The sequence below is a fragment of the Streptococcus constellatus genome, assembly GCF_902167705.1.
Taxonomy (GTDB): domain Bacteria; phylum Bacillota; class Bacilli; order Lactobacillales; family Streptococcaceae; genus Streptococcus; species Streptococcus constellatus_A.
The window spans coordinates 1-19,067 of sequence record NZ_CABHMZ010000020.1 but is presented as its reverse complement, the minus strand read 5'-3'; the positions used below and the strand labels follow the sequence as shown (position 1 = coordinate 19,067).

Genomic DNA, 19,067 nt, shown 5'->3' with positions numbered 1-19,067 from the left:
CCACGAAAATGTTTAGCTTACAGAACTGCTTATGAAGCTCTAGTGGATGAGTTAGAGTAAATGTTGCACTTATTCTTGCAATTTATCTTATATAAAAAGAAATACCAGAACAAAAATACACGAGGAGTTTTACTTACCTTTTTTTAAAATTCTCTTACTCCAACGCTAAGCTAGAGACTACCAGCAACCTCTTCAAAGTTATCAAGCGAAATGCTTTTAGCTTGATGACTTTTGATAAGATCAAAAACGCATTCTCATCGATTTGAACATAAAAAAGAGAGAACTTTGTTCTCTCTTAATGTTAACTGATACCAGCTTACTGTAGCTGACAATGAGTCTTTTTACATTTTAAACTTATTCGGGTTTTTGCTCTTCCATTTGAGATTTCACTTCATCGTAGCTCAAAGCATGTGAAGAACTTGCATTTGGTTCATCAGGCATTTCGCCAGTTTCATATAATGATTTGATTTGATGACTATCAAGTGTTTCGTATTTAAGAAGAGCTTCTGCAATTAATTTATGCTTTTCGCGATTTGATTGGATAATTTCTGCTGCTTTGTTGCGCGCTTCATTAAGCAAATTACGAACTTCTTCATCAATTTCATATGCAGTTTGCTCTGAAATTGATTTTTGTGGGCTCGCAGCGCCAAACATCGCATGGTTTCCTTCATATTGAACAGGACCGAGTTTTTCACTCATACCATACTCTGTTACCATCGCACGTGCCATTTGTGTAGCTTGTTCAAAGTCATTTGAAGCACCTGTAGTTTGGACATTGAAAATAATTTCCTCAGCAACACGTCCTCCCATAAGTCCTGCAAGTTGTTCCTTCATATCTTCTTTAGATAAAAGGGTCTGGTCTTCTTTCGGGAGAGCAATCATATATCCACCTGCACGACCACGGGGTACAATGGTTACCTTGTGAACAACACGTGCATTTGATAAAACAAGACCAACAATGGTATGTCCTGCTTCATGATAAGCAACAATTTGCCGATCACGTTGTGAAACTGTCTTATCTTTTTTAGACGGCCCTGCAATAACACGGTCTTCTGCTTCATCTATATCGGAAGCATCAATAACTTTTTTATTCCGACGCGCTGCGACAAGAGCTGCTTCATTTAAGACATTTTCCAAATCAGCACCAACAAAACCAGGCGTTTGTTGAGCAACTAGTTTTAAGTCAACATCTTCAGCAAGAGGTTTATTTCTAGCGTGAACACGAAGGATTGCTTCACGACCTTTTACATCTGGCTGACCAACAAGAACTTTACGGTCAAATCGACCAGGACGCAAAAGAGCGGGATCTAAAACATCACTTCGGTTAGTAGCAGCAATGACGATAATCCCTTCATTGCCTTCAAAACCATCCATCTCAATCAGAAGTTGATTAAGGGTTTGCTCGCGCTCATCATTTCCTCCGCCAAGACCGACACCACGTTGACGACCAACAGCATCAATTTCATCAATAAAGATAATCGCTGGAGCTGCCTTTTTTGCATCTTCAAAAAGGGAGCGAACACGGCTAGCACCGACACCGACAAACATTTCAACGAAATCTGAACCTGAAATACTAAAGAATGGAACGCCTGCTTCACCAGCTACTGCTTTAGCAAGAAGAGTTTTACCAGTCCCTGGAGGGCCTTCAAGAAGAACACCAGCTGGTATGCGAGCTCCTAGTTTTGTATAACGTTTAGGATCTTTTAGAAATTCAACAACTTCAACTAGTTCTTGTTTTTCTTCTTCCGCACCTGCTACATCAGAAAAGCGTACTTTTATATCTTCTTTATTTGTTGCACGCGCTTTATTACGCCCAAAGCTCATAGCTCCACGCGCTCCGCCGCCTCCACCTTGATTCATCATAGAAAACAGGAAGAAAGCAAAGATGGCAAATGGCACCAGAGTTGTCAACACTTGAATCCATATACCACTTGAACTTTCACGTTTAATGGTGATTTCAGTTCCCTTAGCTGAAGCTAATTTTTGCAATTCAGCTACTGTTAAGTCTGAAGGCAGAATAACACTAGTAAAGCGACTTACAGATGTAGAAGAGGGCGTAAAAAACTGAATACCTGTATTGTCTTTTACTTTCTTTTCTTTCTTATAAGTACCTGCAACTTCAATAACACTACCATTTGGCTGATAGCTAATATCCTTTACATTTCCATTTCTAATTTCTTTAACTAACTCAGTATAGTTAATTTGTTGGCTGCGACCTACAGAACTTCCAGCTGAAAAATACTGAAAACCTGTAATAACAACAACAATGATTAAAATATATAAGAAAGGATTTTTTATAAAACCATTATTTTGTTTATTTTTCATCTATCTATCAATATACCTTTTTATTTTGTATAAACTTCTTCTTTTAAAACCCCTACATACGGAAGATTCCGATAATTTTCATCAAAATCCAGACCATAACCGACTACAAACTCATTTGGAATCGTAAAGCATGTGTAATCTGCTTCAATATCAACTTTTCGCCCTTCGGGCTTGTCCAAAAGTGTCGCAATTTTAACAGACGCAGCCTTTTTCTCTCTAAATAGTTCACAAAGACTTTTCAATGTTTTTCCTGTATCAATAATATCTTCAACAAAAAGAATATGCCGTCCAGCAACATCCTGATCAATATCTTTTATGATATCGATCACACCACTACTAGAAGTCCCTCCATGATAGCTTGATACTAACATAAAATCTATTTCAATATGAGTATCAACGTGCTTTATCAGTTCTGCCATAAAAGGAACAGAGCCCTTGAGAATTCCTACAAAAATAGGATTTTGTCCCTCATAATCATTCGTTAATTGAGCTCCTAGCTTTTGAGTTGCTGTTACGATCTCATCATGTGAAACCAACACTTTCTTAATGTTTTGTTCTAGCATCTTTTTTACCTATCTAAATTTTGTATATAAAGTTTGTTATACATTATATCATTTTTTTGACTCTTACTCAAATCACTTGCTACGATTCCAGCAATTGCTAAGATTTTCCCATTTTGCTCAATGATAATAGCACTTTTTCTTTGATCTATAGGGATTTTTTGATCAATAAAGTAACGACGAAGCTTTTTATGGTGTTGGTTCAAGATAATTTCATCTTGTTCTTTTCTATGCCGAAGTAAAACTTCTGTTTCACGTGAAACAAACACTTCTTGGATGTTTTTTCCATGAAGCTCTTTTCCAAAGGAAAAGCGATAATGACCATATTCCACAATGTCGTTATATTTTAACAAAATTGAATCCTCTTTTAAATCCGACTGTGGACTGATTTTTCGAATCTCAAAGGAATCATAATTTTTATAGAGTTCATAACCCGCTTTAAGTGGTTGCTGATAATTAGATTGCTTGTTCAAGATTGCTAAAACATCAGCAAACTGTGCTTTCCTGATCTGCAGCTCAGGAAAATTTTTTAAATAAGTCTGTAGCAAAAAACTTTGCACAAAATATGGTTGAGATTGAAATTCCTGCAGATTTGTTAATTCAATATTTTTAGTTAAATATGCTAATGCGTCCTGCATTTGAGAAATTTCTGTTCCCAATTCTATTAAATGCTTTCTAAACTGCGGATTTTCTTGTTCTAACAACGGAAAATACTCATTCCGAATTCGATTACGTAAATAATGGTTCTCTTGATTTGTCCAATCCTCAAAATGAAAAATAAGAGGGAAATCTGATTTTTGAAAAGAAAGCAACGGTCTTATCAATTCTCCATTTGCAAATTTTTGTTTTTCTTTCATTCCTGAAATATGAAATAAACGACTGCCACGGAGAATTCTCATAAAAATCGTTTCTGCTTGGTCATCAGCATGATGTGCTGTTACTAATGCCGTGCATTGTTCCTCTTTCATAATTTTTTTGAAAAAAGTATACCGAAAATCACGTGCTTTTTGTTCTGAAAATGGACCAGAAAAACTCGATGTAAAAATCCTTACACCAAGTTTCTTTGCTATTTTTTTTAGTTCTTCTTCTTCAAAGTCAGATTCTTCTCTCACTCCATGATTGACATGAGCAAGACAAATTTCTATTTCTAATTTTTCACGATACTTATAAAGCCAATCAAGCAAAGTCATAGAATCTAGTCCACCAGAAATGGCAAGTAAAATTTTTCTATGATGTTTAAAATAGCCTTTTTTTTGCACCAACTGAAAAAATCGTTGTCCCATCATTTCAAAACCTCATAAATGTCATCTGCAATTTTAGAAATGGTATCATAATCAGAATGATTTGTAAAAATAGACAGAACAAAAGGAGAGTTAGTATAAACGATAGCAACATCATGCTTAAAATCATAAGCATCTCCAATTTTATGGGCAACTTTTGCATTTATATTTTTAGAAATACGCTGCTCATCAAAATTTGTTTGTGATAGTGCATTGATAATGTCCCCATTTTGTTCATAGATAGCTTCCATCACATTTCCTGCCATCCTTGCTGAAGCATCGCGTTTTTCCACATCCCATTTTTTCCCAGCAATTTGCTCAATTGTTGTTTGATAAGTGCTGTCTGATTGATTGGTAATATAATATCCTAAAATATTTGTAGCTGCATTATCTGATTCTTTTGCAATATGGTTCATCAAATCTTGAATGCTGTAGGACTTATTATCTGATTTTTTAGAAATGCTTCCACTACCTTCTGTATCATAAGCACCTGAATAGTCATTTACAGCAGGAATATATTTTAAACCAGAAAATGGTTTGTATTTTCCTTCATTTAATTGCTTCTGAGCATAATAAAGAATGGGAAGTTTCGCTACACTAGCAGAATACATTTCTAAATCTGGGTTGATACCAGCAGTTTTTCCAGAATCTAATTGTTTTACATAGATAGAATAGTCTGCTTTATTATACTTGCTTGTTAAAATCTCTTGAACTTTATCCATACGATTATCTGTATCAGACAAGTATTTCACATCAATCCAACCTTTGCCTTCAACATGAGCATATTTTCCGGATGTTGTCTCAGCAAGTTGAGTAATTTTCACTGAATGATAAGGTGATAAATTCGTCTTCACTTCCTTTGTTCCATTTACAAAAGCTTGATTGTAAACTACAAATGATGGCCTAAGCCACATTGTTTGAGAAACATCTGCACTAGATTGGACAACATCATCATAAATCATTCGCTTATCAGCAGGAACAAATTGGCCATTTGCGAGTTTAAATACTGGAATACCTTGTTCATTGACCTGCAATTCAGAAAATTTAATTGGTGTATTAGGAGCTAAACTTCCAGCTACTTTTTCTAAATTTAATGATGTATAAGTTAGAAGTTGCTCATAAACATTTGGATTTGTTGGAAGGTCAGTGTAATAGTTACTGTATGTCGTACTAATGATTTCATACTGTTGCTTTGCAGTCAATTCGACATCTTGTTCTGTACTTACTACTAGTTTTGCAGTAAAAAATGCTGGCAACAATAATAGAAATAGCAACTTACGCATGCTCTCCCCTTTCCTTTTTAGTCTCTTCTAATTTTAAAGCCTGATTCTTTCTGGACAATTCTTCTAATTTTTCATCAGAAAACTCCAAAAATTGTTCAACTGTTTGTAATAATTTTTCCATTTTTACTGTGGTAACAATCCTGGGATTGTATAAACATATTCCCCTTGTTTAGAATAATAATATTTAGCGCGTGCATACTTTGCAGCATACTCTTCATCTTTTAATTTGCTAGCAAAAGCTTTTTGAGATTCTTTTTCGCTGCTTATTTCCTCATATTTCTTTTGTAGATGCGTCAGTTGTGTCCGGCGTTCTAGTAAATTTTGATAACTTTGAACCAAATTAAATGTCGGTAAAATAAACAATAAGATGACTAAAATCAATACCCAACCCATAAAGCGATTCTTTTTTCTTCTTTCTTGCTCTAAATAACGGCGATGTTGATTTTCATCTTGTATATAGCGATTATTTAATTGAACAATATTTCTAGCCATCGACTTCTACCCTTGTTTCTTTTATAATTTCATACATTTTAGCAGCATCTTCTTTTTTAGTACTGTCTTTCATTTCTAGAACACGAACTAATAAAATTTTATTTCCAAAACGAATCTCTATTTCATCATTGATTTTTAAATCTGTTGAACTTTTAGCTAAAATTCCATTTACTTTAATTCTTCCCTTATCGGCCACCTCTTTAGCGATAGGACGACGTTTTATAATACGGGATACTTTTAAATATTTATCTAATCTCATAAAGTTACCTCAATTCATTATTTTACCATTTTTTAAGAAAATATTATAGATGAAAGCGAAACTTTACAAAATTGTAAAGTTAGCAATCTTTCTTTTGATTTTTAATTTCTACCAACTTTTCTGAAAACTGCAGAAGTCCTTCTAAAATTTCATAATCTTTTTTATTTTTTACATCAAATATAACTTCAATCAATCCTTTATTTTCTGAAATTCTTGCTTTTAAATTTGTTACAGAAAGAGCTTCAAAGTAATCTTGAGTTAAGAAAAACTGTTGAGAAACTTTTTCAAATCGGACAATCACAGATTGTTGCTTTTTTTCAACGAGCTGAACAAAAACTTGATCTAAATAAGACTTTACAAGACCAATTTCTAATAAAAAGGCAACAACATCTGGATATTCTCCGAAACGATCTATCAATTCATTCTGTAATTCTTCATAATTTACACGACTGTCAATCTCGCGAATACGTTTGTAAATTTCAATTTTTTGCCTTTCATCAGCAATATAATCGCTAGGAAGATAAGCATCAATCTGCAAATTAATTTCAGCATTTCCTTTTTGCCTTCTTTTTTCTTTACCTTGTTTTTTAGCAATAGCCTCTTCTAATAATTGAGAATACATCTCAAATCCAACAGAATCAATAAAGCCAGATTGTGAACTTCCTAAAATATTTCCAGCACCACGAATGGATAAATCTCGCATAGCGATTTTAAAACCAGAACCTAATTCTGTAAATCCTTTTATAGTTTCCAAACGTTTTTCAGAAATTTCTGTCAAAGCCTTGTCAGGGCGATACATGAGATAGGCATAAGCAATACGATTACTACGACCAACACGCCCTCGTAATTGATATAAAGTTGACAATCCCATATGATCTGCATTTTCAATAAAAAGAGTATTAACATTAGGAATATCAACACCCGTTTCAATAATAGTCGTTGTGACTAAAAGATTATATTCCCCATTAATAAAATCAAGTAAAGTATTTTCAAGAAGAATTTCACTCATTTGACCATGCACATATCCGATAGAAGCCTCTGGAATCAATTCTTTCAATTCTGAAACTTTTTGCTCCATTGTGTCAACTTTATTGTAAAGATAGTAAACCTGTCCTCCTCGATCCATTTCTCTTAAAACTGCATCTCTAATAACTGTTGCATTATTTTCTAAAACATAAGTTTGAACAGGATAGCGATTTGTTGGAGGAGTTTCAATAACTGATAAATCACGTATACCTAACATAGACATGTGAAGTGTACGCGGAATAGGAGTTGCCGTCAAAGTTAAAACATCAACTTTCGTTTTCAACTCTTTTAATTTTTCTTTATGTTTAACTCCAAAGCGTTGTTCCTCATCAATAACAATGAGTCCCAAATCAGCAAATACAATATCTTTTGACAGGAGACGATGCGTTCCAATAATAATATCCACCTGCCCTTTTTTTAATTTTTCTAAAATTGTTTTTTGTTCTGATTTACTTTTAAAGCGACTTAATACTTCAATATTGACAGGAAAATCATTGAAACGTTCCTTAAAATTCGTATAATGTTGTTGAGCTAAAACAGTAGTTGGAACTAAAATTGCCACTTGTTTATGATCATTTACTGCTTTAAAAGCAGCTCTCATAGCTACTTCCGTCTTCCCAAAACCAACATCCCCAACTAAAAGACGATCCATAGGATGATCACTTTCCATGTCTTTTTTAACTTCTTTTATAGAACGCAACTGATCTTCTGTTTCTACATAAGGAAAATCATTATCAAATTCTTGCTGATAAGAATCATCACTAGAAAACGCAAATCCCTTTAGTTGACTTCTCTCTGCATAAAGTTTGATTAAATCCTCAGCAATGTCTTCGACTTGATGTTGTACTCTCTGTTTAGTTTTTTGAAAACGTCCATCATTTAATTTATTGATTTTAGGCGCTTTACCATCACTCGCAACATATTTAGAAAGTAGATGAATCTGATCAACAGGAATAGAAATACGATCTGCATTTTGATATTGAATAGTGAGATAATCACGATGAATTCCTGAAATTTCAATCGTTTCAATCCCTAAATATCGACCGATTCCATGAACGTTATGAACAACATAATCTCCTTTTTCCAGCTCATTATAATTTTTCAAACGTTCAGCATTAGAAATATTCTGCCTGCGAACTTTTCGTTTTACTTTTTTTTGCAGAATATCATATTCAGTGATTAAAACAATTTTTTCATCTACAAAATTAAATCCTTGAATTAAATGTCCTTCTACTAACTGAATAGCATGTTTATGAATTTTAGTATCATTAACATAATCGAGTGGAATTTCATATTCTTGTAAATTTTTATGTAAACTTTGTAAAGTCAATAAAGAATTTGATTGTATAATGATCGTGTAGTTAGATTTTTTATATCGACTAATCTCTTCTTTCAAAAGCTGAAATTGACTAAAAAATTCCTGCATAGGATACTGATTAAACTGATAAAGAGAATCAAATTTTAAATTTCCCAATCCTTTATGAAAATTTGAAAAGAAGGTAGCAGGTTTATACTTTCTAAATATTGAATATGTATCTGCAAAATAAGATTGATTTGCAACAGCTTTACTGTTTTGTAAATCTTCTGTCAATAAATTTGCTGCTTCTAATTGAAATTGAGCATGCTTATTCATAATTTTTTGAAAGTCATCAAAGAAAATCGGGCTATGTTTTGGAAGATAATCAAGAATTGTCCATTCATTTTGATAAAAACAAGATAATAATTTTCTAATATCAGTATGTTGAGTTTGTTCTTTTATACTAGCTAAAACTTCCTTTAAATAGGATTTCAACGTTAAATCTACAGTTTTTTCTATAAGATTTTCTATTTTTTTCTGTGCATTTTTATAATCTGCTTTAGCAAATATGATATCTGTAGCAGGATGAACACACACATGTTCTACATTTTGAATAGAAATTTGACTTTCAGGATTAAATAGACGAATACCATCAACTTCATCACCAAAAAATTCAATCCTAAAAGGCATTTGACTAGAGCGCTCAAAAATATCTAAAATATCACCACGAAGACTGAATTCCCCTTGGTTCAATACTTGTGATACTTGCTTATAACCCGAATTTGACAATTGATGAATCAAATCTTTTAATTCATATTCTTGCCCTATTTTTAGATCAATATATGCTGAATTGAAATTAACAGGATTGGGTAAAAATAGTTGACTAGCTGCCACATTAACTATCAAAAATCCTGATTGTTGAGAATCTAATAAAAAATCTAAAGCTTCTAAACGAGAAAAAATCTTTTCTTGAGAAGAAAAGACAAACTCAGCTAACGGAGTATCAGCTGCAAGAAATGTATATACTTTTTTCTCTCCCAACAATCCAATCAAGTCACTAGAAAGTTTTTCTGCCTCACTATAACTAGATGTTAAAATCAAAATTTTATGATTTTCTTCTACACAAGAGGCCATTGTAATAGCTTTACTTGAAGATAACAATCCCATCAATAGTTGCCGAGTTGATTTATTTAGATTTCTTTGCCAATCAGCTATCTGTTTATTTTGATTAAATAACTCAATAATATCCATCTTTTTATCCATTGTATTGTTGCATTGTTTGTTCAAAATTATTAGATTGTAAATAATGATTTACAGCATTGTCAACTTTATCAAGTGTGTTCAAAATTGTAATATAGTCTTCTTTTGCAAATTTTCCTAGCACATAATGAATAATTGTCATATTATTTTTTGGACGACCAATGCCAATTTTAATTCGTTTAAATTCTTGAGTTCCAATATGTTTAATAATTGATTTGATGCCATTATGACCACCAGCAGAGCCTTTTGCTCTAAGTCGTATTTTTCCAATATCCATATCTAAGTCATCGTAGATAACCACTAAATCTTCAATATCTAATCCATAATAAGACAAAAGAGCATGAACAGCTTTTCCACTCTCATTCATAAAGGTCGTTGGTTTTACAAAATACACTTTCTCACCATTTAAAAATGTAGAAGCTATCTCTGCTTGAAAAATTTTATCAGTTGTAAAGTTTAAGTTTTCTTCTTTACACATTTTGTCAATCAGCATAAATCCGACATTATGTCTTGTTTCAAAATATTTTTCTCCAGGATTTCCCAAACCTACAATCATCTTTACCATTTTTTACCTCTAAAAAGACCAAAAGGGCTGGAAAAGTTTTTCCAACCTTGTTTATATTTAGTTTACAATGCTTTACACATTAAATCTAAATTCCATAATATCGCCGTCTTGAACGATATATTCTTTTCCTTCTTCGCGCAGCCGTCCTGCTTCCTTGACTGCTTTTTCACTCCCATATTTCACTAATTCATCATAAGACATAGTTACAGCACGGATGAAGCCTTTTTCAAAGTCTGAGTGAATAATGCCAGCTGCTTGTGGTGCTTTCATGCCACGTTTAAATGTCCAAGCTCGAACTTCCTTTTCACCAGCTGTAAAGTAAGTTCCAAGTCCTAATAAATGATAAGCTGCTCTGGTTAATTTGTCAACCCCAGATTCATTCAATCCCATTGCTTCAAGAAATTCAGCTTTATCTTCATCATCTAGCTCAGAAATTTCTTCTTCAGCACGCGCAGATATAACAACTACCTCTGCGTTTTCAGTTGCTGCAAACTCACGAATTTGTTGAACATACTCAATATTATCAGGATCTGCTACCTCGTCTTCGCTGACATTAGCAACATAAAGGACTGGTTTTGTGGTCAATAAAAATAATTTTTTGACAATCTTTTGTTCTTCCTCATCAAATTCAATGGTACGAGCTGATAAACCATTTTCCAAAACTGGCTTAATTTTTTGCAAAACATGAAACTCAGCTACTGAATCTTTGTCCTTTTGGGTTCGAGCAACTTTTTCCACACGTGCATAGCGTTTATTGATACTTTCTAAATCTGCTAAAATCAACTCAAGATTAATTGTTTCAATATCAGCCATTGGATCAACAAAACTTGACTCACGTCCTTGTTCTCGCATAACATTTTCATCATCAAAAGCCCGAACCACATGAACGATAGCGTCTACTTCACGAATATTAGCTAAAAATTTATTTCCTAGACCCTCTCCTTTTGAAGCACCTTTTACAATCCCTGCAATATCTGTAAACTCAAAAGTCGTTGGAACTTTTTTCTGTGGTTTGATAAGTTCTGTTAATTTATCCAAACGAGCATCTGGAACTTCTACCCGTCCAACATTAGGGTCAATCGTCGCAAAGGGATAGTTAGCTGCCTCTGCTCCTGCTTTTGTAATTGCATTAAATAAAGTGGATTTTCCAACATTAGGCAATCCCACAATTCCTGCTGTTAAAGCCATTTTACTCTTCCTTTCATCTTTTCAATTCAATAAACCATTATATCATACTTTACCACTATTTGACTTATAACTTAATCATTTTTGTAAAATGTTGTATTTTCCTGATAAAAATATTATAATTTTAGGGAATTATATACTTGTTTACACAACCCCAAAATATAGTTGTCGAATTTACAAAAATCTTGTTTTAAAATACTACATATTGCGATTGGTGTAAACTGCTATATAGTTCCCTAATTTTATTAAGGGACAGGAGGTAATACTATGAAAAAAGGATACTTTAAACAATTATTGATTAGCTTCGTAGCGATTATTTCACTAATCATTCTTGGAGCATGTGGAGCTCAGGAAAAAACAATGTCATTCCAAAGAATTGATCAAAGTTTACAATATGACTTACGATTAACTTATTATTATAAAGGGGATACTGTCACAAAACAAACTACTGATTCATTTTGGTCTTATAAAACCTTAGGAGCTACTAAAAAAGAAGATGTTAAAGACAGAATTGATAAAGCTTCTCAAATGTATCAAAATATTGAGGGAATTAAAGAAAAAGTCACTTATGAAGAAAAGGGAGTTAAGGAAACTGTAGAAATTAACTTTAATAAAGTAGACTTTGATAAATTAGCAACCTTGCCTGGAATGTATACAGATAAGAATACGAGAAAAACTAAAAAAATTAGTATGAAAGCTAGTAAAGAACTCTTAACAAGTAAAGGTTTTAAAGAAATTACAGACGGTAAATTTGAAAAATTAAAATAAGATTAAGATTATGAAAAGGTGCTAAGAAATCAATTTCCTAGCACTTTTTTTAGTTTTCGTTCAAAATCATATCGGCTCATCATCACAATATGATGACAATTTGTACAGCGAATTTTAATATCCGCACCCACTCGAATAATTTCCCAACGATTTGCTTTTTTGCCTGTGGATTTGATTGTACAGGCATGTGGTTTTTTCATTTCAACAAAATTTCCTACATCATACATTAGTTTGTTCTCACTGGCGTAATCAATTGAATAAAGTTTTCTGTGTCATCACTTGGCACCAAAGTAAATGGACGAACAGCTGAAATAAAGCTGATTGTAACCTTTTCGCTATCAATAGCTTTTAAAGAATCAATTAAATATGTTGGATTGAAACTAATGGTTAAATCTTGACCTGAAATACTTTCAGTATCAATTTCTTCATTTACACGCCCAACTTCAGGGGAGTTCACATGCGCACTAACTACACCATTTATAATTTCTAATTTAACTGTTCCATTTTGAGTCGCATTTGAAAGAAGACGTGCACGTTCCATTGCATAACGAAGATTATGATTATCAAATGTGACAACACTCGTAAATTCTGTTGGAATTAAACGGTCGGTATCAGGATAATTTCCTTCTAAAAGTCGAGTGTAAAAGCTAATATTTTCACTTCTAAAGAGTAATTGATTATTTGTGAAGTAAATCTCTACTGTTTCAATATCATCCGTAAAAACGGCTGAAAATTCGCGTAAAGAACGACTAGGAATAACAACATCAAAGTTATCCCCATTTTTTTCTAAAACAATCTTCTTTTGACTCATCCGATGAGAGTCTGTTGCGACTGTCTTTAAATTTTTATTGTCTGTTAAGACAAAATGAACTCCTGTTAAAATCGGACGACTTTCTTGCGTGCTAGCTGCAAAAGCTGTTTCGTTAATAATATTTTTAAGGACACTTGTTTCAAGCACCAAAGGGTTACTTGCTGAAATTTCTTGAATACGAGGATATTGATCTGCATCTTTTCCCTTTAAGGTAATTTCTGATTTGCCACTTGTTAAGACAATTTGCTTTTGCTCAATTTCTTTAAAATCAAGCGTTATATCAGGAAGACTTGATACGACATTGATGAAAAAAGTTGCTTCAAGCAAAATGGAGCCTGGAGAAGTTACTAAAAGTCCTGCATTTTCATTTTTAATTGAAATAAAATTTTCGATAGAAATTTGACCATTAGAGCCAATCAATGTAATTCCTTCATTTGTGACATCAATTTTTACTGTAGAAAGAATTGGAATAGCATTTTTATGACTGATAGCTCTTTTTGTTGTATTTAAAGCTTGTAAAAATAAATTTTTATTGATTGAAAAGTTAATCATAGAAACTCCTTTTATTATTTTATGATTATTAAGTTAATAGTAATAGTAGTTTGTGTGAAACTTGTGGAAAAGTTTTTAAATTAGCGGTAGAACGCAGAAATAAACTTGTTTATAAATTGTGAATAACTTCAACTTTTTTTCTGAGGTTATCCACAATCATCTGATTTTATTTTTTATGTTTTCTATTTCTAATCGAAGATTATCATCTGTTTCAAGCATTGTTTTTATTTTTCCATGAGCATGTATGACCGTCGTATGATCTTTACCGCCAAATTCTCTTCCAATTTTTGGAAGGCTATTATCGGTTAATTCACGAGCTAGATACATAGCTACTTGTCTAGCAAGAACAATATTTTGAATCCTACGACTTCCTTTCATTTCTTTAACGCTGACTCCATAGAAATTTCCAACTTCTGTTTGAATTTTATCAATTGGAATAACTAAAATTTGACTTGCATCTTGTTTTCGGGCTCGAATAGCTTCAGCAGCGACATCAATTGTAATTTCTCTAAGATTTTTTACTCTGGCCATAAGGGAGATGTCATTTAAAGCGCCTTCTAAATCTCGAACATTTGAATCAAACTGACCTGCTAAGTATTCCAAGGTATCATTTGGGAAAATATAATCTAAATCTTCTATTTTATTGCGCAAAATGGCAATTCTTGTTTCAAAATCTGGTGGGGTAATATTTTGAGTTAATCCCCATTTAAAGCGTGTGACTAAACGTTCTTCAAGATTATCCAGATGATCAGGACTACGGTCACTTGTTAGTACAATTTGTTTATTGTCTCCATGTAAAGCATTAAAAGTATTGAAAAATTCTTCTTGAGTAGAAACTTTCTTTCCTCCTAAGGACTGAATATCATCAATCAATAAGAGATCAAGGCTTCGATAAGTTCTTTTAAAGCTTTCCATTTCCCCTAATCGAAGATGTTCTAAAAAGTCGTTGATAAAAGTTTCAGCAGGAATATATTTCACTCTGGCATCAGGAATATTTTCTAAAATTTGATTTCCAATTGCATTTAGTAAATGGGTTTTTCCTAATCCTGGTCCACCATAGATAAACAATGGATTATAAGTTGTTGCCAAATTTTCAGAAACAGCGAGTGCAGCTGATAGAGCCCAAACATTTCCGTCACCCTGAACAAAATTATCAAATGTATATTTTGCTTTTAACCCAGTTTCAATAGGAGGAAGACTTGGTTTAATCACTGAATGATTTGTATTTGTTGACTGAGTAACCTCATCATTCTCTTCTTGAAAGATATAATGCACTGTAATTTGATCATTGTACACTTCAAAACCTGCAGTAATGATAACATCTGCTAAATTTTGGTCCCAAAATAATTGTTTGACTGGGCTATCAAGAAGTACAGTAGCTTGAAAATTTTCAACTTTCATTAACCGTGCTCCTGCAACAAAATAATCATATGTATTTTTTTTGATTTGCTTTTGAGCTAATTCTAAAACACGCGCCCAAAAACTAGTTTCTTGCGTCATGGAAAACCTCCTTTACTAATTAAGTTTTTAGTCTTATTTTAATGATCCATAAAAGTTATTTTAACATAAAACGCAAAAGTTTTCCACAATCTGTGGAAATAAATTCACATTGTTCTTTCGAGTTTTCCACAGATTGTGAATAAAGCAATTTTTCTGTGATTTATTAAGGTTTTCTTATAAAATAATAGTGGATAATCTTGTGAGTTTAAAAAATAAAAATAACAGCCTTATTTAAAGCTGTCAATAATTCTTTGATATTCTTCTTGGCTTGAAAAGTGAATACAGATTTTTCCAGATTGGGACTGCTTAGAAAATTGGAGTGAAATTTCTGTACCGAATATCTTTTTTAACCTTTTTTCCTCTTCTTTGAGAAAAAGTTGATGTTCATCTTTCGCTGAAGCTTTTGTTTGCTGTGGATGCAATTGTTTTTCTAGCTGTCGAACTGAAAGTTCTTGAGATAAGATTTTATCAAACCACTGATTTTGATCTTTTTCTGAGAGATTGATGAGTAGGCGAGCATGTCCTTGAGAAATAATTCCTTCTTTTACTGCTTTGATAATATTGGGTGGTAAGTTTAATAAACGAACAGAATTTGTAATATAAGGACGTGATTTTCCCATTGTTTGAGCGATTTCTTTATGTGTCAACCCTTTGTCAATTAAATATTTATAAGATTGTGCTTCTTCTATAGGATTTAAATCTTCTCGTTGTAAATTTTCAATGATGGCTTGCTTCATCATTTCATCATCTGTTACTTCTTTTATAATAGCTGGTATATTTGTTAAGCCTGCTAATTTAGCAGCTCTAAAACGCCTTTCACCAGCTAGCAATTCATAACCAATTATCGGAGATTTTCGTACAATGATGGGCTGAATAATACCATGTTCTTTTATAGAACTAGCAAGCTCAGCAATTTTTTCTTCTGAAAATTCTTTTCTTGGTTGATAAGGATTTGTTTGGATGTCATTAAGTGTGATATATTGATATTTTTCCATGTTTATATAGAATAACACACCTTTACAATTCTGTAAAGATGTGTTAATAAAGTGTCAATTATTTGAATCTAAATCTTTTGTAGATTTTGTAAGCTTAATGGTAGTCGTTGTTTCTTTTCCATCACGATAAAATGTTATTTTTATATCATCACCGATTGAATGTTTGTATAAAGCGGATTGTAAATCACTTGTTGAGGAAATTTCTTTCCCATCTACTTTGGTAATAACATCATATTTTTGGAGTTTTCCTTCAGCAGGCATTCCAGATTGAGCTGAACGTACGACAACTCCACTAGTTACTTTCGATGGGAGTTTTAAGCGTGATAGATCTGAACTAGACAGATTAGTGATATCGATCATTTGGATTCCTAGGGCTGGTCGTGTAACAGTTCCATTTGCTTCTAATTGATTGATAATGTTGATAACATCGTTAGATGGAATGGCAAAACCTAAGCCCTCAACGGAAGTTCCGCCATTGCTAGCAATTTTACTTGAAGTAATGCCAATTACTTGTCCTTGAATATTCACAAGTGGTCCACCAGAATTTCCTGGATTGATAGCTGTATCTGTTTGGATAGCTTGTGTTGAAATAGTTTGACCGTCTTCAGATTTTAGAGAAACATTACGATTTAAACTAGAAATAATTCCTTGCGTCACAGTATTAGCGTAATTTGATCCGAGCGGACTTCCAATCGCAATAGCTGTTTCACCAACAGTTAATTTACTAGAATCTCCAAATTCAGCAACTGTTTTTACTTTATCGGCACTAATACGAACAACGGAGATATCAGAATAGGTGTCTGAACCTACAATTTCTCCAGGAACTTTGTTCCCATCTGCTAAACGAATGTCAACTTTTTTAGCACCACTGATAACGTGGGTATTGGTTACTAAGTAAGCGTATTTTCCGTCTTTTTTATAAATAACTCCGGATCCTTCACTAGCTACTTGTTGAGAATTATCGCCATTAGTGTTCGAATCATCATTTCCAAACACACTGTTCTGTGAATTGTTATTAGCATAGGTAATAACAGATACAACAGCATCTTTTACTTTGCTTACAGCTTGTGTGGTAGAATTTGTATTTTTATAAGCAGTAGTAACCTGGTTCACTTTAGTTGTTGTAGAACCATTTGTTGATAATTTTGATGAGGTTAAGTTTCCAAGTAAACCACCGATAAAACCTATGGCTAAGACCATGAAAAGCCATAACAATTTTTTTGTGAAATTTGAAGAATTTTTCATATCTTCCTCCTAGTTATTTCAATTACTGAAAGTATAAGTAATTTATCTTAATTATAACTTAAATGTTTTACCTTTTCCACAAATTGTGGATAACTTTTAAAATCTGTGATTTTCTTAGTAATTTATAAGGTTTTTGAAAGGAAATTTAAATTTTTATCCTGTGAATAAGATGTGAAATAATTGTGGATATGGTAGAATAGAAATATGAAAATAAAACTTGTAACTGTTGGAAAATTAAAAGAAAAATACCTTAAAGATGGAATAGCAGAGTATGTAAAACGTTTAGGGCGGTTTACTAAATTTGATATGATTGAACTGCCAGATGAAAAAACACCTGATAAGGCAAGTCACTTAGAAAATCAACAAATTCTTGACAAAGAAGGAACTCGTATTTTATCGAAAATAACTGATAAGGAATTTGTGATTGCTTTAGCTATTGAAGGACAACAATTTCCGTCAGAAGAGTTTAGTAAGATATTGAATGATATAACTATTCGTGGGATTTCAGATATTACTTTTGTGATTGGAGGAAGCCTTGGTTTATCTAATACTGTTAAAAAAAGAGCTAATTTATTGATGAGTTTTGGAAAATTGACTCTTCCTCATCAATTGATGCGATTAGTTTTAGTAGAACAAATTTATCGAGCATTTATGATTCAACAAGGAAGTCCCTATCATAAGTAATCTTGACGTTGTAGGCTTTTTTTGTTAAAATGATAGAGCATTGGTCTCATAGCTCAGCTGGATAGAGCATTCGCCTTCTAAGCGAACGGTCGCAGGTTCGAATCCTGCTGGGATCATATAAGGTTTAAAGGCACGAAAGAAGCGTGCCTTTTTCTATATCTGTGTAAAAAGTCTTTTGAGATGTAAAAATGTATCGTTTAGAGATTTTTTCAATTTGGTTATAAAGGTTTGGTATAATTACTTTGTAAGTTTTCTTACAAAAAACAAACATTAAGGAGAAATTATGAAAAAATTTTTTAGCAAAAAGGAAACAGCTAAAGTGAAAGTGGAAGCATTTAAGGAACTTAATGATGAGCAGTTAAATAAAATTATTGGTGGGGATAGTCGAATTAGAATGAGGTTTGATTTCTTGAAACTTTTTGGTAAATAATTATTTAGGAGAATAATATTGTGAAAATAGAATTTATACATTGGGTTATTTTCTCAATTATAGAAGCTGTTTCTGTTGTATATTGCTACAAGAAGATAAGTAGAGTGAATAAAGTAAATATTCACTTTACTTTGTTGTGTTTAGGAATTGTATTTTTAACTGATTTCACTACTTTAATACATTATTCAGTTAGATATATGATGTTTTTTATTCAACCATTATTTTTTTATTTATACTTTTTCAAAATAAAAAAGGTTAAAAAACACCTTTCTGTATTTTTAGCACTATTTTTATCTTTAGCTGTGTCGAGTTCTGAAACATTCTTTTCAGTTATTATTTCTTCTGTCACAGGTGATGAGTTTGTTGATAGATATTGGGGATTGTTCTATATTTTTATCAATATTATTTCTTTGATTTTTATTTTAAAAGCAATTGATTATTTTAAGTTTAATTTTAAATATTTGATAAATTGCAAGAATAAGTGCAACATTTACTCTAACTCATCCACTAGAGCTTCATAAGCAGTTCTGTAAGCTAAACATTTTCGTGG

Annotated in this window: 19 protein-coding genes, 1 tRNA gene and 1 pseudogene; 6 read left to right on the top strand and 15 right to left on the bottom strand. The window is 32.5% G+C overall.

Annotated features, from left to right (window positions below):
- Positions 1-143: 143 nt before the first annotated feature.
- Positions 144-325: pseudogene (locus FQ204_RS10695) on the top strand (hypothetical protein); the annotation flags it as partial.
- Positions 326-354: 29 nt separating this feature from the next.
- On the opposite strand, the gene ftsH reads toward FQ204_RS10695, so the two are convergent.
- The 10 genes from ftsH to ychF form a co-directional block, all read right to left on the bottom strand.
- The gene (gene ftsH / locus FQ204_RS05930; protein ID WP_144209844.1) at positions 355-2,325 is read right to left on the bottom strand and encodes an ATP-dependent zinc metalloprotease FtsH; all 1,971 of its coding nucleotides are present in this window, start codon (positions 2,323-2,325) and stop codon (positions 355-357) included.
- A gap of 20 nt (positions 2,326-2,345) precedes the next feature.
- Complete coding sequence (hpt, locus tag FQ204_RS05925; protein ID WP_144209841.1) at positions 2,346-2,888, bottom strand: hypoxanthine phosphoribosyltransferase; 543 nt, start codon at positions 2,886-2,888, stop codon at positions 2,346-2,348.
- Positions 2,889-2,893: 5 nt separating this feature from the next.
- Positions 2,894-4,171 (bottom strand): tRNA lysidine(34) synthetase TilS, encoded by a 1,278-nt coding sequence (gene tilS / locus FQ204_RS05920; RefSeq protein ID WP_144209838.1) that lies wholly within the window; start codon positions 4,169-4,171, stop codon positions 2,894-2,896.
- Positions 4,168-5,448 carry a serine hydrolase gene (locus FQ204_RS05915; protein ID WP_144209835.1) on the bottom strand — a complete coding sequence of 427 codons (1,281 nt, stop codon included), beginning with the start codon at positions 5,446-5,448 and terminating at the stop codon, positions 4,168-4,170. Before FQ204_RS05915 ends, tilS begins: the two co-directional genes overlap by 4 nt.
- Positions 5,441-5,569, bottom strand: coding sequence for an SP_0009 family protein (locus FQ204_RS10690; RefSeq protein ID WP_144209832.1), 129 nt, complete (start codon positions 5,567-5,569; stop codon positions 5,441-5,443). Before FQ204_RS10690 ends, FQ204_RS05915 begins: the two co-directional genes overlap by 8 nt.
- A gap of 2 nt (positions 5,570-5,571) precedes the next feature.
- Entirely contained in the window at positions 5,572-5,940 is a 369-nt protein-coding gene (locus tag FQ204_RS05905) for a septum formation initiator family protein (protein WP_144209829.1), read from the bottom strand.
- Positions 5,933-6,199 carry an RNA-binding S4 domain-containing protein gene (locus tag FQ204_RS05900; RefSeq protein ID WP_144209825.1) on the bottom strand — a complete coding sequence of 89 codons (267 nt, stop codon included), beginning with the start codon at positions 6,197-6,199 and terminating at the stop codon, positions 5,933-5,935. Before FQ204_RS05900 ends, FQ204_RS05905 begins: the two co-directional genes overlap by 8 nt.
- A gap of 79 nt (positions 6,200-6,278) precedes the next feature.
- Positions 6,279-9,785, bottom strand: coding sequence for a transcription-repair coupling factor (gene mfd / locus FQ204_RS05895; RefSeq protein ID WP_144209822.1), 3,507 nt, complete (start codon positions 9,783-9,785; stop codon positions 6,279-6,281).
- Complete coding sequence (gene pth, locus FQ204_RS05890; RefSeq protein ID WP_144209819.1) at positions 9,778-10,347, bottom strand: aminoacyl-tRNA hydrolase; 570 nt, start codon at positions 10,345-10,347, stop codon at positions 9,778-9,780. Before pth ends, mfd begins: the two co-directional genes overlap by 8 nt.
- Positions 10,348-10,419: 72 nt before the next feature.
- Positions 10,420-11,535: a redox-regulated ATPase YchF gene (ychF, locus tag FQ204_RS05885; protein ID WP_144209814.1), complete on the bottom strand. Its 1,116-nt coding sequence runs from the start codon at positions 11,533-11,535 to the stop codon at positions 10,420-10,422.
- A gap of 264 nt (positions 11,536-11,799) precedes the next feature.
- Between ychF and FQ204_RS05880 the strand changes: the two genes are divergently transcribed.
- Entirely contained in the window at positions 11,800-12,300 is a 501-nt protein-coding gene (locus tag FQ204_RS05880; RefSeq protein WP_144209811.1) for a YehR family lipoprotein, read from the top strand.
- 29 nt (positions 12,301-12,329) lie between these two features.
- Here the strand turns inward: FQ204_RS05880 and FQ204_RS05875 are convergent, their stop codons facing one another.
- From FQ204_RS05875 to FQ204_RS05855, 5 genes are all read right to left on the bottom strand, one after another.
- The gene (locus FQ204_RS05875) at positions 12,330-12,527 is read right to left on the bottom strand and encodes a DUF951 domain-containing protein (RefSeq protein WP_144209808.1); all 198 of its coding nucleotides are present in this window, start codon (positions 12,525-12,527) and stop codon (positions 12,330-12,332) included.
- Positions 12,527-13,663, bottom strand: coding sequence for a DNA polymerase III subunit beta (gene dnaN, locus FQ204_RS05870; RefSeq protein ID WP_144209805.1), 1,137 nt, complete (start codon positions 13,661-13,663; stop codon positions 12,527-12,529). The genes FQ204_RS05875 and dnaN overlap by 1 nt, the downstream gene beginning before the upstream one ends.
- A gap of 156 nt (positions 13,664-13,819) precedes the next feature.
- Positions 13,820-15,163: a chromosomal replication initiator protein DnaA gene (gene dnaA, locus FQ204_RS05865; protein ID WP_144209802.1), complete on the bottom strand. Its 1,344-nt coding sequence runs from the start codon at positions 15,161-15,163 to the stop codon at positions 13,820-13,822.
- A gap of 227 nt (positions 15,164-15,390) precedes the next feature.
- On the bottom strand, positions 15,391-16,158 hold the full coding sequence (locus FQ204_RS05860) for a ParB/RepB/Spo0J family partition protein (RefSeq protein WP_144209799.1): 768 nt from the start codon (positions 16,156-16,158) through the stop codon (positions 15,391-15,393).
- Positions 16,159-16,212: 54 nt separating this feature from the next.
- The gene (locus tag FQ204_RS05855; RefSeq protein WP_144209796.1) at positions 16,213-17,403 is read right to left on the bottom strand and encodes a trypsin-like peptidase domain-containing protein; all 1,191 of its coding nucleotides are present in this window, start codon (positions 17,401-17,403) and stop codon (positions 16,213-16,215) included.
- Positions 17,404-17,607: 204 nt separating this feature from the next.
- On the opposite strand from FQ204_RS05855, the gene rlmH reads away from it, so the two are divergent.
- The 4 genes from rlmH to FQ204_RS10590 all read left to right on the top strand — a co-directional run bounded on the left by rlmH (position 17,608) and on the right by FQ204_RS10590 (position 19,038).
- The gene (gene rlmH, locus FQ204_RS05850) at positions 17,608-18,087 is read left to right on the top strand and encodes a 23S rRNA (pseudouridine(1915)-N(3))-methyltransferase RlmH (RefSeq protein WP_144209793.1); all 480 of its coding nucleotides are present in this window, start codon (positions 17,608-17,610) and stop codon (positions 18,085-18,087) included.
- A gap of 42 nt (positions 18,088-18,129) precedes the next feature.
- A tRNA-Arg gene (locus tag FQ204_RS05845) sits at positions 18,130-18,203 on the top strand.
- 167 nt (positions 18,204-18,370) lie between these two features.
- Complete coding sequence (locus tag FQ204_RS05840; protein WP_144209790.1) at positions 18,371-18,517, top strand: ComC/BlpC family leader-containing pheromone/bacteriocin; 147 nt, start codon at positions 18,371-18,373, stop codon at positions 18,515-18,517.
- Between the two features lie 20 nt (positions 18,518-18,537).
- The gene (locus FQ204_RS10590) at positions 18,538-19,038 is read left to right on the top strand and encodes a hypothetical protein (protein ID WP_260843558.1); all 501 of its coding nucleotides are present in this window, start codon (positions 18,538-18,540) and stop codon (positions 19,036-19,038) included.
- The last annotated feature ends 29 nt before the right edge of the window (positions 19,039-19,067 follow it).

Bases quoted from the DNA above. Each gene is read 5' to 3' on its own strand.
- FQ204_RS05915 (WP_144209835.1), bottom strand. From the start codon at position 5,448: ATGCGTAAGTTGCTATTTCTATTATTGTTGCCAGCATTTTTTACTGCA.
- pth (WP_144209819.1), bottom strand. From the start codon at position 10,347: ATGGTAAAGATGATTGTAGGTTTGGGAAATCCTGGAGAAAAATATTTT.
- FQ204_RS05905 (WP_144209829.1), bottom strand. From the start codon at position 5,940: ATGGCTAGAAATATTGTTCAATTAAATAATCGCTATATACAAGATGAA.
- dnaN (WP_144209805.1), bottom strand. From the start codon at position 13,663: ATGATTAACTTTTCAATCAATAAAAATTTATTTTTACAAGCTTTAAAT.
- mfd (WP_144209822.1), bottom strand. From the start codon at position 9,785: ATGGATAAAAAGATGGATATTATTGAGTTATTTAATCAAAATAAACAG.
- ychF (WP_144209814.1), bottom strand. From the start codon at position 11,535: ATGGCTTTAACAGCAGGAATTGTGGGATTGCCTAATGTTGGAAAATCC.
- rlmH (WP_144209793.1), top strand. From the start codon at position 17,608: ATGAAAATAAAACTTGTAACTGTTGGAAAATTAAAAGAAAAATACCTT.
- FQ204_RS05880 (WP_144209811.1), top strand. From the start codon at position 11,800: ATGAAAAAAGGATACTTTAAACAATTATTGATTAGCTTCGTAGCGATT.
- FQ204_RS05900 (WP_144209825.1), bottom strand. From the start codon at position 6,199: ATGAGATTAGATAAATATTTAAAAGTATCCCGTATTATAAAACGTCGT.
- FQ204_RS05855 (WP_144209796.1), bottom strand. From the start codon at position 17,403: ATGAAAAATTCTTCAAATTTCACAAAAAAATTGTTATGGCTTTTCATG.
- ftsH (WP_144209844.1), bottom strand. From the start codon at position 2,325: ATGAAAAATAAACAAAATAATGGTTTTATAAAAAATCCTTTCTTATAT.
- FQ204_RS05875 (WP_144209808.1), bottom strand. From the start codon at position 12,527: ATGTATGATGTAGGAAATTTTGTTGAAATGAAAAAACCACATGCCTGT.
- hpt (WP_144209841.1), bottom strand. From the start codon at position 2,888: ATGCTAGAACAAAACATTAAGAAAGTGTTGGTTTCACATGATGAGATC.
- tilS (WP_144209838.1), bottom strand. From the start codon at position 4,171: ATGATGGGACAACGATTTTTTCAGTTGGTGCAAAAAAAAGGCTATTTT.
- FQ204_RS05860 (WP_144209799.1), bottom strand. From the start codon at position 16,158: ATGGAAAAATATCAATATATCACACTTAATGACATCCAAACAAATCCT.
- FQ204_RS05840 (WP_144209790.1), top strand. From the start codon at position 18,371: ATGAAAAAATTTTTTAGCAAAAAGGAAACAGCTAAAGTGAAAGTGGAA.
- dnaA (WP_144209802.1), bottom strand. From the start codon at position 15,163: ATGACGCAAGAAACTAGTTTTTGGGCGCGTGTTTTAGAATTAGCTCAA.
- FQ204_RS10690 (WP_144209832.1), bottom strand. From the start codon at position 5,569: ATGGAAAAATTATTACAAACAGTTGAACAATTTTTGGAGTTTTCTGAT.